Origin of the sequence: Bordetella sp. N (genome assembly GCF_001433395.1) — a bacterium.
Taxonomy (GTDB): domain Bacteria; phylum Pseudomonadota; class Gammaproteobacteria; order Burkholderiales; family Burkholderiaceae_B; genus Bordetella_C.
Genome location: NZ_CP013111.1, coordinates 3281661 through 3297817, shown reverse-complemented (window position 1 = coordinate 3297817; position 16157 = coordinate 3281661). Strand labels below are relative to the sequence as shown.

General features: G+C 66.7%; 10 protein-coding genes. 4 read left to right on the top strand and 6 right to left on the bottom strand.

Annotated elements, in window-relative coordinates; all coding sequences use genetic code 11:
• Positions 1-56: 56 nt before the first annotated feature.
• From ASB57_RS14035 to ASB57_RS14020, 4 genes are read left to right on the top strand one after another with little or no spacing between them, the layout of a single operon-like run.
• Positions 57-1895 carry an AAA family ATPase gene (locus ASB57_RS14035; RefSeq protein ID WP_057652787.1) on the top strand — a complete coding sequence of 613 codons (1839 nt, stop codon included), beginning with the start codon at positions 57-59 and terminating at the stop codon, positions 1893-1895.
• A 3-nt stretch (positions 1896-1898) separates the two neighbouring features.
• Entirely contained in the window at positions 1899-2564 is a 666-nt protein-coding gene (locus ASB57_RS14030) for a 4Fe-4S cluster-binding domain-containing protein (protein ID WP_057652786.1), read from the top strand.
• The gene (locus ASB57_RS14025) at positions 2561-8908 is read left to right on the top strand and encodes an AAA domain-containing protein (RefSeq protein WP_057652785.1); all 6348 of its coding nucleotides are present in this window, start codon (positions 2561-2563) and stop codon (positions 8906-8908) included. Before ASB57_RS14030 ends, ASB57_RS14025 begins: the two co-directional genes overlap by 4 nt.
• Positions 8905-10269, top strand: coding sequence for a hypothetical protein (locus tag ASB57_RS14020; RefSeq protein ID WP_057652784.1), 1365 nt, complete (start codon positions 8905-8907; stop codon positions 10267-10269). The genes ASB57_RS14025 and ASB57_RS14020 overlap by 4 nt, the downstream gene beginning before the upstream one ends.
• A 49-nt stretch (positions 10270-10318) precedes the next feature.
• On the opposite strand, the gene ASB57_RS14015 is transcribed toward ASB57_RS14020, so the two are convergent.
• The 6 genes from ASB57_RS14015 to ASB57_RS13990 form a co-directional block, all read right to left on the bottom strand.
• On the bottom strand, positions 10319-11719 hold the full coding sequence (locus ASB57_RS14015; protein WP_057652783.1) for an NTP/NDP exchange transporter: 1401 nt from the start codon (positions 11717-11719) through the stop codon (positions 10319-10321).
• A 75-nt stretch (positions 11720-11794) separates the two neighbouring features.
• Entirely contained in the window at positions 11795-12745 is a 951-nt protein-coding gene (locus ASB57_RS14010) for an aldo/keto reductase (RefSeq protein ID WP_057652782.1), read from the bottom strand.
• A gap of 154 nt (positions 12746-12899) precedes the next feature.
• A complete protein-coding gene (locus ASB57_RS14005; protein ID WP_057652781.1) occupies positions 12900-13613 on the bottom strand; it encodes a Bax inhibitor-1/YccA family protein in 714 nt (237 codons plus the stop codon).
• A 162-nt stretch (positions 13614-13775) separates the two neighbouring features.
• Complete coding sequence (locus ASB57_RS14000; protein ID WP_057652780.1) at positions 13776-14066, bottom strand: hypothetical protein; 291 nt, start codon at positions 14064-14066, stop codon at positions 13776-13778.
• 39 nt (positions 14067-14105) lie between these two features.
• The gene (locus ASB57_RS13995) at positions 14106-14603 is read right to left on the bottom strand and encodes a DNA polymerase III subunit chi (RefSeq protein ID WP_057652779.1); all 498 of its coding nucleotides are present in this window, start codon (positions 14601-14603) and stop codon (positions 14106-14108) included.
• Between the two features lie 28 nt (positions 14604-14631).
• Positions 14632-16149: a leucyl aminopeptidase gene (locus ASB57_RS13990; protein WP_057652778.1), complete on the bottom strand. Its 1518-nt coding sequence runs from the start codon at positions 16147-16149 to the stop codon at positions 14632-14634.
• Between the last annotated feature and the right edge of the window lie 8 nt (positions 16150-16157).

Genomic DNA, 16157 nt, shown 5'->3' with positions numbered 1-16157 from the left:
CCTGATGGCGGCCGTGATAACGTTTTGCTTTCGTCCATCCAAAGCGTCCTCACTCCATGCCTGCTTACGTGAAGCCTCGATGGTTACGCGACATGCTGCGTTTCCTGCCCTTGAAAAGCCAGTTCGTGTTGTCCGGGAATGTGCGTGATCTGCAGACCTGCGAAGTCGCGCCGGACAAGGTGACCGCCCAGCCCCTGGTCAACACGCTGGTCGACGAGCTGAAGGGCGCGGGTTATGCCCAGCTGGTGGTGTGGAATCCCGTCACGGGTTTCACCGTGCCGGAAAGCTATGACCAGGCGGCGGCGCAATCCGGCGCGGAGACCTTGAAGCGGCTTGGCCTGACCGTCGTCGACGAAGAGCAGGCCAGCCCCGTGGCGCCGGGCGGCATCGATCTGCTCACCGCCAGCCTCGACCGGCTGGCGGCGCTGCCGGGGGATCCCGTGGCGCTGGTCGTGGATTTCGCTTCGCGCCTGACCGTGCGCGCGGAGACTCCCAGCGCGGCCGAGCACGCGCTGTTCACGCGGGCCCTGGTGCTGGCGCACAGCGTGGCGCCGCGTCCCGCTGGCGCGGCGCGCAGCCCCTTCTTCAACACCATCATCTGGATCGTCGACAAGGAAGGCGACCTGCCGGACTGGCTGCTGATCGACAATCCGCGCATCCGTCATATCCCCGTTGCCAAGCCGGATCGGGCCGCGCGGCTGGCCTTGTCCGGCGCCCTGTTGCGGGGCGTGCCGGGTGCCCAGGGGGCCGCGCCCGACCTGCTGGCCACGGCGCAGGCCGCCTTTGTCGATGGGACCGAGGGGCTGTTGCTGGCGGACATGAACGCGATCGCGACCTTGGCGCGCGTCGAAGGCGTGACGGTAGAGAAGATCGGCGACGCGGTGCGGCGCTACAAGGTCGGCGTGTCGGAAGATCCGTGGCTGAAGATCGAGCGCGACAAGATACGCAATGCGGACACCTTCATCCGCCAGCGGGTGAAAGGCCAGGCGCATGCCGTGACCCACATGCTGGACCTGGTCAAGCGCGCCATGACGGGCGTGGGCTCGCAAAGAAAGGGTAATCGGCCGCGCGGCGTGGCCTTTCTGGCCGGCCCCACGGGTGTCGGCAAGACCGAGCTGGCCAAGACCATCACCAGCCTGCTGTTCGGCGACGAAAGCGCCTACATCCGCTTCGACATGTCGGAGTTCAGCGCGGAACACGCGGACCAGCGCCTGATCGGCGCGCCGCCGGGCTATGTCGGCTACGACGTAGGCGGTGAACTGACCAACGCCATCCGCGAGCGGCCCTTCAGCGTGGTGCTGTTCGATGAAATCGAAAAAGCGCATCCACGCATACTCGATAAATTCCTGCAGATTCTGGACGATGGCGTGCTGACGTCCGGCCGGGGCGATCGCGTGTACTTCTCCGAAGCGCTGATCGTATTCACGTCGAACCTGGGTATCTACCGGCAGGATGAAACGGGCCAGCGCGTGGCCAACGTCATGCCCGACGACGGGCCGCAGGCGATCCGCGCGAAAGTGCTGGGCGAGATCGAACGGCATTTCAAGCTGGTGCTGAACCGTCCGGAAATCTTGAACCGTATCGGCGAGAACATCATCGTCTTCGACTTCATCCGCAAGGACGTCGCGACGGAGATCTTCGAGCAGATGGTGCGCACGGTGATCGACGACATCGCCGCGCAGGGCATCGCCATCGAACTCGACGCGGGGTTCAGCGACGCGCTGCGAGCGCGCTGCATCGGCGATCTGTCCAACGGCGGGCGCGGCATACGCAATCAGCTGGAAGCCAATCTGCTCAATCCGCTGGCGCGCGGCCTGTTCGATCAGGATGGCCAGGCCGGCGACCGGTTTCTCGTTTCGGACCAGGCGGGCGCCTTCCATCTGCAGAAGCGTTAGCCCATGGACATCCGTGTTTCACGTCTGCATTTCCCTGTCACCACATTGGGACCGGGACGGCGTATCGGCATCTGGTTCCAGGGCTGTTCGATCCGTTGCGCCGGCTGCATCTCCATGGATACGTGGGCTGACGCGGGGGGCGAGACGTCGGTCGCTGCCGTGCTTGCACAGGTGCGGGAGTGGCTGCCGCTGGCCACGGGCATCACGATTTCGGGCGGCGAGCCCTTCGACCAGCCTGAAGCGCTGCTGGCGCTGCTGCGGAGGTTGCGGGAGGCGGCAGTGGACGACATCCTGGTATACAGTGGCCACGCTTTCGAATCCCTGGCCGCCACCTTGACGCAAGCCGACGGCTTGATCGATGCGTTGATCACGGATCCCTTCGACATCGATGCGCCACAGACACTGGGCTTGCGCGGCAGTGACAATCAGCGGCTGCATTGCCTGACGGCATTGGGGCGCGCGCGTTACGCCACATACGCGCAGGCGCCGCGCAGTGCCGCCAAGGCGCTCGATGTGATGTTCGATGAGGATGGCAGCGTGTGGTTTGCCGGCATACCGGAACGGCATGATTTCCTGCGCTTGCAGGAAATATTGAGCGAGCAGGGCCATCGTATCCAAATCAGCGCGGACAAAGCGCGTAGCAGAAGCGACGGGAAATTTCGACCATGATGCGTTTATGCCCGAATTGCAGAACCGAGCGGTCGGTTGATGAATGGTTCTGCGCCGGTACGTTCAATGACGCGGCGTGCAACTGGGATCTATCCGGTGTGCAGATCAGGGCGGCCGGTTGGCGCCCCCAGGATGTCGTCACCGCGGAGGGGGCCGGCGCGGCGAATGCGGCGAATGCCGCTGACGCGGCTGAGGCGGTCCAGGCGACTGACGCGACTGCGGCGCCGACGACACCCGCTGGCCGGGCCTGCACGAACGGGCATCCGATGGATGCCGGCGACCTGATGTGTCTCGAATGCGGCGCCGACCTGGCCGAGCACGCCGACGGGACCCGGCCGGATAGCGCGTCCTCGCAAGCCGCGGAGCAAACCGATCAGCAAGTACCTACTCCGACCCAGGAAACGCGCGTCGACGGCTGGCGTCTGCTGCGCCAGATATCCAGTACCGATGGCGTGCGCGAGCGCTTCCAGGCGGAACACGAGGACAGCGGGCAACAGGCGGTATTGACCCTGTACCGCCCCGGCGCCGAACCCGATCCTGCCGTCTATGACGTCGTGCGCCGGCTTCCGCGCGGGCACGTTCCGGAGATCGTCGCCACGGGCCGCTGGGACGGGCGCGCCTACGAAGTCGCGGAGGAAATCAGCGGCGGCACCCTGGCCGACCTGGGCATCGCGGTGCGCGATATGGCGACCCTTCGCCACGTGGTCGATGAATTGGGCCGTGCCTTGCAGGCCTTCTCCGAGGCTGGACTGCGTCACCGCGATCTGCGGCCGGGTACCTTGCTGGTGCGCAGCCGCGAGCCGCTCGACCTGGTCATCAGCGGCTTTGGCTCGGCACGCTTGTCCGAGTTCGACCTCGACATCGTGTCCCCGCTGGAAACCACGCGCTATATGGCGCCCGAGGCCATCGCCGGCGGCGTTGCCGCGGCTTCCGACTGGTGGAGCCTGGGCATGATCTTGCTGGAGCAGCTGACGGAGGGCCGTTGCTTCGAAGGCATCAATCCGCACGCTTTCCTGATTCATGTGCTGGCCAATGGCGTGATCCTGCCGGATGACCTGGATCCCGCGGTCGCGCTGCTTCTGCGTGGCCTGCTCGCCCGCGATCGTCATCAGCGCTGGCAATGGCCGCAAGTCCAGGCCTGGCTGGAGGGCCGGCCGGTGGACGCGCCCGCGGCAGTGTCCGTGGAAGCGGAAGCCAGCGAGGGCGCGAGCATTGCATTGGGCGCACGCCAATTTCGGCGGCCCGCCGTATTCGCGCTGGCCGCCGCTGAAAGCGAGCACTGGGCCACCGCGCGCGATCATCTGAGCCGCGGTGTGGTGCTGACGTGGGCGGAGCAGGCGGGAGCCGGCGCGAAAACCCTGACCGGCCTGCGCCAGCTGGCTCAGCTCGATGGTGTCGATGACGATAGCCGCCTGATGGTCGCGCTCAAGCTGCTGAATCCGGACATGCCGCTGATCCTGCGCGGTGACATCGTCACGCCTGGCTGGCTGCTGCAAAACCCCCTGGAGGCGTATGACCTGGTGACGGGCCCCGTGCCGGTTTTCCTGGAGCGCCTGGGAACGGAGAGCTGGTTGTCGCGTCTGCGCTCGCGCGCGGCGGAGGTGCGGCAACGCGCCAGCCATCTGGGCATCGAGCTGGACGAAGACCTGGCGCGGATCGCGCTGCTTTCCACGTCGCGTGCGCGCCTGGCGGCGGAATGGGAAGAACGGCGCCTGCTGCTGCCGGATTCGGATCATCCGGGCCTGCTGTCGCTGTCGGAACGCCGTGTGCTTGGCGAAGAAGACCTTATCGTCCTGCTGAGCGCGGCGATCTCCCAGTTCAGGTCGGTGAACGAGATTCTGGATCAGGCGGCCGCCATCGCGCAACGGGAAGACATCCTGGTGTTCGAGCGCGACGCGGCTCGCACTGTGCTGGCCCTGCCGCGGGCCGAGCTGCTACGCGCGGTGGACGACAGGATCGCCGGCTTCGCCCGCACCGGTAACGGCAAGGTCGACGAATGGGCCGAGCAGTTCCGCCTGGAGCGCCGGCTGCCGCTGCACGAAATCGTCGTCCTGCTGGCGGTCCCCGCCGAGCAATGGCTGGAACCGCAGAAACAGCAGTACGTGGCGCAGATCCTCGAATTCTTCGAAAAAAAGGTCGCCACCACGGTGCTGCGTGGACCGCTCGTCCGGATGACCATCGCCAAGACGACCGGCCGCATCGATGTCCATGAACTGAATGGCGAGCGCTACACCAGCACCGCCTTGCTCGATCACCTGCTGCAACGCAATGTCCAGGCCGTATCGGTGGACCCGACGGCTTTCGGCGCCAGCCAGACGCTGGAAGCGCGTCTGCACACGCTTTACAGGCAGACGTCGCTGTACAAGCGGGATACGGGTATCGACGGGCTCTATCTGGGCTTTCCCTTCCTGCTGCACAGGGATCACCGGGCGACTCGCCCGCGCATCGCGCCTGTCCTGCTGTGGCCGGTCAAGCTGTTGATGGAGCTGGGCACGCGCGGCCAGGCTGCCCTGGCCTTCGACGGGGAGCGCGAGGAAGTGCGCTTGAACCCGGCGCTCGAGGGGCTGTTGGGCCGCGAGGCGGTCAAGGCCTGGCATGCCGCGGCGGACGAAGTGCTTGGCCGTTCCGCGCTGAAAGCCAGCGACGTGGTCGACGCCTTCGGCCTGGTGGCCGAGCTGGCCGGGCGGCAACTCGCGCCCCTGCCGGCGCCGACCTTCGAGCTACCCGCCGGCACGGCGCGCATCGCCTGCGCCGCGGTCCTGTTCCACGTCGACTTCGCGGGGCAGGCCATAGGCGAAGACTTGCGTCAGCTCAAGCAGTTGGCGCCGTCGGGCACCGCGCTGGAATCGATGCTGCGGCTCAAGGACAAATCCGAGTACGACGAAGCGCCTGCCTCATCCGCTGAAGTCGACCGCTACCTGACCGTGGCGAGCGATCCGTCGCAGGAAGCCGCCATACGGAGTGCACGGCAAGGGCCGGGCCTGCTGGTCGAGGGGCCACCCGGGACCGGCAAGAGCCAGACCATCGTCAATATGGTCGCCGACGCGATCGGGCAGGGCAGGAGCCTGCTGATCGTCTGCCAGAAGCATGCGGCGCTGGAGGTGGTGTACAAGCGCCTGGTCGCCGAGGGGCTGGGCGAACGTGTCGTCATGGTCAACGACGTCAACAAGGATCGCGAGCCGACCATACGCGCGGTGCGGGCCCAGCTTGACGAGATTTTGCGCGGACAGACTTTCGATCAGGGCTGGATCCGGCAGCGTGAGCGCATGGCCGCTCGCATCGAAGCCCTGGAGGGCGAACTGGATCGTCAGCACACCGCGCTGCACCACGTCGACGAAGCCACGGGCCTCAGCTATCGCGGCCTGCTGGGTGAACTGATCCAGTTGGAGGCAGAGACACCCCTGGTCAGCATGCCGCAGCTGCGCAGCCGGCTGGCCAAGCTGGACATCACGGGACTGACGACGCTGGAAGAGCAGTGCGCGCCTTTGGCCCGCTACTGGCTGCCGGCGCGCTTCGAGGGCAGCGCGCTGGCGCAGCTGAAGGCGTTTCCCACGGACGCCGCCACCATCGACGCATTCAACGTGGAATTCGCGCGCCTGCGCGAGGCCGAACGCCTGCGGGTGGACACGCTGGCCGCGCATCCCGCGCGCTTCGACATCGACGATCCCGCGCCGTATCGCGCCTGGCTGGATGCCAATGCGGGTCGCCTGATCGCGCTGGATGACACGCAACGGAAGCGGCTTGCGCAGTGGCTGCCCCTGTTCCGTCCGGCCGATGATGACAAGGCCAAGGGCCATCAGCACTACGCGGAGCTGGGCGAACTGCATCGCGCGCTGTTGGCGGTGGACACGGGTGGCTACGATGACGTGTTGTCCGCGGCCGTCGCGCGCCTGCCGGACGCGGAGTTGAACCGGATCGAGGCCCAGACGGCGCTGGCGCTGCGTCCGCTTACGCTGTGGCGTCGCCTCAATCCCGCCACGTATCTGCGCCGCGGTCGCCTGATGAAGTGGCTGACCTCCGCCGGCGCGCCGGCCACCGACGCTGGCTTGGGCAAGTTGCTCGCGGCAGCCCGTCTCGAACAAACCTGGCGCCCCTTGCGTGAGCGCCTGAACGTCACCTGCCGCGCCTTGCACATCGACGGCGTCGAGCCCGACTGCGGTCCGACGCTGGCCGATGCCTGCCTGACGCGCCTGCGCCAGGTCGAGGAGATCCGCGAGCTGGCCCGCCATCTTGCCATCGCGCCGCGCGGCGACGAATTCGATACGGCCGTGCTGACGGGCGATCGCGCGCCGGTCGAACAATTGCTCGATGGGTTCGAGACGGCTTTCTTGCGGCACAACGCCCGCCTGCATAGCAGGCAGGCCCTGGCGCCGCTCGAAGAGTGGTTCACGGAAGCGCTCTATACGGCTTGCAGCCAGGCCATTGCCGACAACGTCAGCTACCTGGGGCCGTTGGATGGCATAGCCGCGGCGCTGCCGACCCTGGCCGCCTATCAGCAGTTTCGGATACGCGCGCGGCACGCCAGCGCCGAGGCGCTTGACATGTTCGCGGTCATGCGTGGACAGGAAGACGCCTTGACGGGCATTGCCTCGACGGAGCTGGACGAGGCCGTGCGTCGCCTGATCAACCGCGAAGCGAGACTGGGCTGGAAGCGCCGCATGGAACAGGACCATCCTGAACTGCTGCTCGACCAAAGCGAGACCGCCGCCAAGGTCAACGCGCTTGAAGAGGCCGACGAAGAGATGCGCCGGCTCAATCGCGAAGTGCTGCGGCACGGCATCGTCCGTGGCAAGCTGGGCTCGGCGCGCGACTGGGAAGACGTGACCCGTCTGACCGGCCGGCGTTCGCGGCGGCTGCGCGAATTCATCGAGCTGGGCTCGGGCCTGGGCCTGATGGCCTTGCGGCCGGTATGGTTGATGAATCCCGACGTGGCCAGCCGCGTGCTGCCCTTGAAATCGGGGCTGTTCGATTCCGTCGTCTATGACGAAGCGTCGCAGATGCCGGTCGAATACGCCGTGCCTACCTTGTTCCGCGGCAATCTGGCCATCGTCAGCGGCGACGAGAAGCAGATGCCGCCGACGGCCTTCTTTGCCAGCCGCGCGGACAGCGACGAGACCGAGGTCTTCGACGGCGACCAGCCGGACGAGGCCGCCAGCGAAGACGAACGGGAGCGCTTCGAGGACACCTGGAACCGGCGCGAGATCAAGGATTGCCCCGATCTGCTGCAACTGGCCCGCAGCGCGCTGCCGGTCTCGACCCTGCAGATCCACTATCGCTCGGCCTATCGCGAGCTGATCGGGTATTCGAACGCGGCGTTCTACGAGAACGACCTGAGCGTGCCGGTGCGGCATCCCGATGCCACCGTGAGGGACGTCAAGCCGCTTGAGCTGATCCAGGTCAACGGGCTCTACGAGCAGCAGAGCAATAGCGACGAAGCGGACCGCGTGGTCGCCTATCTGGCGAACATCTGGCAGCAGCCTTATGCGCAGCGTCCGTCCATCGGCGTGGTCACGTTCAATCGCAAGCAGGCCGACCTGATCGTCGAACGCCTGGAGCAGCGAGCAGAGCTGGATACGGCCTTCCGCGAGGCCTACGGCCAGGAACTCGATCGAACCGACCGCGGCGAGGATATGGGGGTGTTCGTCAAGAATGTCGAGAACGTGCAGGGTGATGAGCGCGACATCATCGTCTTTTCCACCACCTTCGGGCGTAACGGCCAGGGCACCTTCCGCCGCCTGTTCGGCGTACTCGGCCAGAAGGGCGGTGAGCGCCGCTTGAACGTGGCCGTGACGCGGGCGCGCCAGAAGGTGGTGCTGATCACGTCGATGCCGATACGTGAAATCTCCGACATGCTGACGACGCAACGTAAACCGGCAAGCCCGCGCGATTATCTGCAGGGCTATATGGAATATGCGCGGGCGATGTCCGATGGCGAGTTGGCGTCCGGCCGCGCCTTGCTGGGGCGCATGGGCAGTGAACGCACGCACGCCAGGATGCAGCAGGCCGGCGCGGTCGACGGTTTTTCCGCGGATGTGCTGGCGTATCTGCATGGCCTGGGCATCACGCCTGAGTCCGCCCAGGAGGGGGATGCCTTCGGTCTCGATTTCGCGATCGCGGATCCGGCCACGGGTCTCTACACACTGGGGATCGAGTGCGACGCGCCTCGCCATCCTTTGCTGGCGCAGGCGCGCGCCCGTGAAATCTGGCGGCCATCGGTGCTGGGCAGGGCCATTCCGAAGTTGCACCGCGTATCGTCGCAAGCCTGGTACCACGACCCCGAGACGGAAAAAGCCCGTCTGAAGGCCGCGGTGGCGTTCGCCTTGAACCAGACGGTGGCGGCATGAGCGGCCCCAAGGTGGTTCGCATCGTCACGCGCGAGGAGATCCTGGCGATCTGCGAAGGGCACTTGCGGCGGCTCGATCAGGCCATCGCGGACTGGGCCGGCGCGGGACGACGGGGCGGCATGCTGACGGACGCTGAAATCGCCGGTACGCAGGCGCGCCGGGATGCCTTGGCCGCGCTGGTCGCCGCCGACGCGTTCATGGAATTGCAGAAGCGGGTGCCGGAGGAAATCATTTTCCTGAAAGCGGATCTGGCGCGGCGCCAGCAGGCCGCGGTGGAAGGGGCGGCCCGGAAAGCGCAGCGGCAAAGGCAGGGGCGGCATGGCGCCCGCACCTTGCTCGATGCGGCGGACCAGAAGGGTATCGAGATTCCCGCCGCGCTGCGGGGGCAACTCGATCGCCTGAGCGCGGGGCAGATGCTGGACGACGCGGATGCCGTGCTGGCGCAAGGGTTTGCCTTGTTGCGCGCCGGCGCGGGGGCGGTCGCGGACGATGCGCGGACGCTCAGCGCGTCGCAGCAGGCATTGGCAAAGCGCTTGCAGACGGCGGATGCCGTGTCGACGCTGGATGCCTGGAAAGCCGCGCAACAGGCCCAGGAACGCGATCCGGCGCTCGCACGCCTGGATCGCGGCATCGGCGAAGCCAGCGTGTTTCTGGACGCGGCGGATGTCGCCGGGTTCACATCCAGGATCGCTGCCATCGATATGGAGCAGGCCGGCCCGCGCAGGAGCCTCTTGCTCGACAGCTTGATTCTGGATCTGTCCGCTGCGGTGGCGGCAGGGCGGGCGCGCCACGCGGCCTTGGCGACCTTGCGCGAACTCGCGGCGGACCTGGGCGCCTATCGGAGTGCGGACGCCGCGGCCTTCGTCGAGCAGGTGGCGCAATACGGCGAGGCCACATCCGCGGAGTCGATAGCAGCGTCGCAGGCCGCCGGTAACGAGTTGATCGTCCGGCTGCGTCAGCAGCAGGCGGAAGCGGCCCGGCGCACCGCGATCTTGAATGGCTTGGCCAAGCTGGGCTATGAAGTGAATGAAGGGATGGCGACGGCCTGGGCCAGCGGTGGCCGCGTCGTGGTGAAGAAGCCGTCGCTGCCCGGCTATGGGGTGGAAGTGGGCGGCCAGGTCCAGACGGGCCGGCTGCAGGTGCGTGCCGTTTCACTCACCGCGAACCGGGACGTGTCCAGGGACAAGGATGTCGAGACGCTGTGGTGCGGCGATTTCGGCCGCTTGCAGGACTTGCTGGCGCAACATGGCGATGATCTTCTCATCGAGCGTTCCATGGGCGTGGGCGAAGTGCCTTTGAAGGTGGTCGCGGATATGGCCGATACCGTTTCGGTGCAGGCCGCCGGACGGACATTGGGATGAGCGTCCTGGATTACGGGGCTTATGCGGGCTTCGTTTATGCCGGCTTCGTTTATGCCGGCTTCGTTTCGGCCGGTTGCCGTTTGTCGGTGGCACGGCCCAGCAGGAAGCCGCAGATCGCCCACAGACCCGCGCCCAGCGCGCCGACCAGGGCGACCATGGCCACGCCGTGGCCCAAGGCATCGACGGCGGTCTTGACCCAGGCGCTGGCGGCATCGCCGGCCCGATAGACCACGGTGTCGATGAAATTCTTGGCCTTGTACTTGTCCTCGGCGGGCACCGTGGTGAAGATCATCTCGCGGCCGGGCCGGACCAGCGCGTACTCGCCCACGCGGCGCAGCACCATGACCGCGGCAAGGACGCCGAAAACCGGCCACAGCGCCAGCGCGACAAAGCCCAGGCAGATGGCCAGCGGCACGATGGTCAACAGGAACGTCACGCCCAGCTTGCGCGCCAGCCGTCCGGTCAGGAACAACTGGGCGAGCAGGGACAGCACCTGCACGGTGAAGTCCAGCGCGCTGAAGACCTGGATGCGCTCGGCCGGCGTGGCGAAGGCATGCGCCACCAGGCGCGCCTGTTCCATGTAGAGAAAGGTGCTGGCGGTGGCCAGCAGGATGACGAACGCGGAAATTCCCAGCAGCAGCGGCGACGAGAAGGTGCGCGTGGCCCCGGCGATGATGCTGCCGCCGATAGGGCGCGAGGGGTCATCGCTGGTCGCCACGGAATGATCGGACCGCGCGCTTGGCTCGGGCGCGGCGTGTTGCGGCGGGTGGTCAGCTGCGTCCGCCGTCCCGCTGGCGACGCTGTCGCCAGCCGGTTGGCCCGCGCCGCCGCGGGCCCGCCAGCCCATGAGCCACGCTTTCAGCGGCAGGGTGGCAGCCAGCAGGGCGGCTGACAGCAGGACCAGGCCCGCCGGGCCCAGGGGCTCGGCCAGCAGGCCGCCCAGGACCGGGCCCAGCAGACCGCCGGTGCTGGCCCCGGCCGAGATGAACGCGAACAGCCGCTTGGCCTGGCTGGTGCGGAAGACGTCGGCCATCAGGCTCCATGCCACCGACACCACGAACAAATTGAATACGGAGATCCACACGTAGAACGCGCGCGCCGCCCACAAGTTGTCGGGCGCGGCCTGGAAGATCGCGGCGAAAGCCACCAGGCTGAGGGCAAAAAAGCCATACGCCCAGTTCACGAAACGCGATCGCGGCGTATGGCGGGCCAGCCAGCCGAAGCAGGGGACGGCGGCCAGCATCACCAAGAAGGTGGCGGTGAACAGCCATTGCAGCTTGTCGACGCCGGCCGCGATACCCAGGGTCTCGCGGATCGGGCGCAGCATGAAATAGCCGGTGAACAGGCAGAAGAAAAACCCGAACCCGCACACCGCGGCGCGCCCCTCGCCGGGCAACACACCGATGGCGCGGCCCGCGCGTTCAAGCGAAGAAGGCAATGAAAGCGTCATGGGTCGACCGCCGCATCATCCATACCGTTGATCGGGACGGCCACGGCATTTTTGCCCGCAGCCCGCGCTGGCGCATCAGGTGAACAGCGCCGCGATGCGTTCCCGCATGGCGGCATCCGGCAGGCGGCCGCGTCCCGCCAGCAGATTGTCCGCCATATTGGCCGGCTTCGACGTGGCCGGGATGACGCTGGTGACGGCGGGGTGGCCGATGATGAACTTCAGGAACAATTGCGCCCAACTGCTGCAATCGATTTCCTTGGCCCAATCCGGCAGCGTCTTGCCGCGCACCTGGCGAAACAAGGCGCCGTCGCGAAACGGCCGGTTGATCAGCACCGCCACGCCATGGGCCTGGCAAGCAGGCAGCAGGCGCTGCTCCGCGCCGCGGTCGGTCACCGCCAGGTTGATCTGCACGAAATCTGGCTTTTCCCGTTCGACCAGACGCGTCAGTTCGTCCTGCGCCGACTCCGTGTAATGGGTGATGCCGACGTAACGCGTCACGCCGGACTTCTTCAATTCCCGCAGCAGGGCCAGCTGATTGACCGTATCGACCAGGTTGTGGACCTGGATCAGGTCCAGCCGCTGGGTCTTCAGCATGGCTTGCGAATTGTGGACCTGGCGCAGCGCCGAGTCCCGGCCCGTGGTGCCTATCTTGGTGGCCAGGAAAATGCCGTCACGGGCCTTGAGCCGCGCCAGCAATTCGCCGGTGACGGCTTCGGCCTGGCCGTAGCTGGGAGCCGTGTCGACCACCGCGTTCTTGCCCGCCGACGCGATCAGGCGTTTCAGCACGTCCTCCAGCGGGGCCAGCTCGGCCCCCTGGGGATCCACATTGAAGGTATCGGCCGTGCCCATACCCACCGTGGGCAGTTTTTCCCCCGTGGAGGGAATAGGGCGCTGGTTCATGGGACTGTCCGCCGCGCGCGCGGCGGAGGCAAGGAGACTGGCGGGCAAGGCGGCGGGAAGGGTGACCCAGGCGGTTTGCAAAGGGGCTTGCAAAGCGGCTTGCAACAAGCGACGACGAGTGAACATGGCGTACTCCCTGACTGGGCCCACGCATGACGCGGGCATCAATGCAAAAGGGCTGGCCGGCGGCCAGCCCTTGGGATCATCGGTACAGAGGGTAGAGCGTACTGCTGGAAGCTCCGGCCGGCGTCTCGGAAGATCACCGGCCGGGCAAGGTGCATCAGTTCCGGTTGCCGCCGCTGAAGGCGCTCAGCAGCACCAGCAGGTTGCTGAAGACGTTGTACACGTCCAGGTAGATGGCCAGCGTGGCGCTGACGTAGTTGGTTTCACCGCCGTTGACCACGCGCTGCAGGTCGACCAGCATGAAGGCGGAGAAGATCACCACGGCCAGGGTGGAGATGGCCAGCATCATGGCGGGCAATTGCAGGAAGATGTTGGCCAGCGCCGCCACCAGGATGACGATGGCGCCCGCGAACAACCACTTCTGCATGCCGGACAGGTCACGCTTGATGGTGGTCGACAAGGTTGCCATGGCGCCGAACACCACCGCGGTGCCGCCGAAGGCCATCATGATCAGCTGCGAGCCGTTCTGCATGCCCAGCACGAAGCCGAGCAGGCGCGACAGCATGACGCCCATGAAGAACGTGAAGCCCAGCAGCAGGGCCACGCCCATGCCGTTGTTCTTGTTGCGCTCGATGGCGTACATCAGGCCGAAGGCACCCAACAGGAAGATGATGGCCGACATGCCCGGGCTCGCCGCCATGACCTGGTTGATGCCGGTGTAGAGACCCACCGCGGAACCGAGGACGGTAGGGATGAGCGACACGGCCAGCAACCAATACGTATTACGCAGGACGCGGTTACGGACCACTTCGCCCGGCGCGCCGGCAATGGTGCCGGTACGGTTAAACGGGGACGGACGATAATCGTTCATGAATTTGACTCCTGTAAGGGCCTAAATGAATGGCCACACGGTACTTTGACGCGAAGCATACCTGACAGTTCCCTTAAGTTCGAGATTTTATCAGCGCGTCCACAACAGAGTATTGGGGCTAGCCCCCTCAACCACAAGGGGCGCAGGGGTTCACCCGGCGGGTCAGCCCGGCCGCAGACGCGACACCACGCGCGTCACGGCCGCCGGCAACTCCGCTTCCAGCTCTTCCCGTAGGTGCGTCATGGCGCGTTCCAGCGCCAGTTCGAGCATATGTTCCAGCTCGGCCTGCAGCGCCGCGCGCAGGACCGGGTCGGGGGGCAGCTGCGCCGCGCCACGCTCGACGACGTCGGTGAGCAGCGGGGGCAGGTCCGGTTGGGCGGGAGCCGAGGCGTCCGGATCCGCATGGACCGTCAGCGTAGGAATGGCGGGATCCTGGTCCCGGGGATCAGACATGCGTGAAACCTCTCAACAGTATTACGACTTACCGCGGTATTACGACTCACCGCGCGAGTCATCGCGCGATTGAGCGCGCCGCTGGCCGCCCGCCCCGCCACCGATGGCGTGACTCTGCGGTTCATGGCCGGCGGCCACGTAAGCGCGCCAGCGCTGCCGCGCGGCCTGGCGGTCGTCATCTTCCTGCGAAACGATTTCGAGGACCCGCTCGTACCCATCGTAGCCGGGTGGGCAGTTGTCGTCCAAATTGAGCAGCCAGGGCGGCGTGCCCTCGGGGCCGGCGGCCTCGAAGGCACGTGCGGGGTCCGCGGCCGTCAGCAGCACGGGCGTGACGCTGGCCAGGGCGTCGGTGGCCAGCACGTGGGGGACGAAGGAAATATCGTCCAGAGCCCACAACAGGCGGTCGAAAGCGGCCAGACGGCTGGCATCGGTGCAGAACACCACCAGCCGCTGGCCCGCCTGGTACTGCTTGCGCGCGACCTGGCAGGCCGTGCGCAAGCGGTCCGGGGCGCCGAAGGCAAAGTCGATGCGAGGCATTAGTGCTTGCTTATCCCTTCGCCGCCGCTCACGCCTGGTTCAACAGGTATTGCATCAGCAGGGGCACCGGCCGGCCGGTCGAGCCCTTGTCCTTGCCGCCTTTCCACGCGGTGCCGGCGATGTCCAGGTGCGCCCAGCTATAAGCCTTGGTGAAGCGCGACAGGAAGCAGGCCGCCGTGACCGCGCCGGCCGGGGGGCCGCCGATGTTGGCAATATCGGCGAAATTGGACTTCAGCTGGTCCTGATAGGCGTCGTCCAGGGGCATGCGCCAGGCGGGATCGAGCGAGTCGCGACCCGCCTGGAGCAGGGCGTCGGCCAGGGTGTCGTCCTTGGAGAACAGGCCGCTGTTGACGCCGCCCAGGGCCACCACGCAGGCGCCGGTGAGCGTCGCGATGTCGATCACGGCGGACGGTTTGAAGCGTTCGGCGTAGGTCAGGGCATCGCACAGGACCAGGCGGCCTTCGGCATCCGTATTGAGGATCTCGACGGTCTGGCCGGACATGGTGGTGACCACGTCGCCCGGCTTGTTGGCCTTGCCGCTGGGCATGTTTTCGCAGCTGGCGATCAGGCCGACGACCTCGAAGGGCAGCTCCAGTTCAGCCAGGGCGCGGAACGTGCCCAGCACGCTGGCGGCGCCGCACATGTCGAACTTCATTTCGTCCATGGTGGCGGCCGGCTTGATCGAGATGCCGCCCGAATCGAAGGTGATGCCTTTACCCACCAGCACCACCGGACCGGCGCCTTCCTTGGCGGCGGTCTTGCGCGTGCCGGCCGGCTTGGGCGGCGTGTGGCGCAGCACGATGAAGCGCGGCGGTTCGTCGGAGCCGCGCGCCACGGACAGGAAGGAGCCCATGCCCAGGGCTTCGATCTGCTTGCGCTCCAGCACCTCGACCTTGAGCGACTTGAAGTCGCGGCCCAGCTTCTTGGCGGTTTCACCCAGATAGGTGGGGGTGGCGACGTTGCCGGGCAGGTTGCCCAGGGTGCGGGCCAGTTCCATGCCATTGGCGATGGCGCCGCCTTCACGCAGACCGGCCTGGGCCTGGCTGGCGTCGCTGCGTTCGACCACGTGGGTGATCTTTTTCAGCTTGGGGCGCGCATCACGGTCGGGTTTACCGAACGTGGCGTCGTAATGGTAGGTGGCGCTGCCGGCGGCGATGGCCGCGGCGCGGGCGCGCGCCCGCACGGTGGAGTCGGCGTAGACGTTGGCGGACAGGGTGGAAACCCCCTCGGCCAGCTGGGCCGACACCAGGTAGGCGGCAAAACCTTGCTCGGCGGACGCGTGGGCACGCGCCGCGTAGTCGGCCTGCTTGCCCAGGCCGACCAGCACCACGCGCTGGGCGGTGACGCCGGGCAGGGCGCGCAAGACGAGGGTGCTGCCGGTGCGGCCGCGGAATTCGCTTTTTACGACTTCACGAACGGCGCCGTTGCTGGCACGGTCGATCAGCTCGGCGGCGGGTGACATGATGCCGTCGGCGTAAACGCCCAGCGCCAGCGCGGCGGTCTTGATCTGATGCAAGGAGGCGGTGCTGTGTGTGCTAAATTCCATGAGGGCTT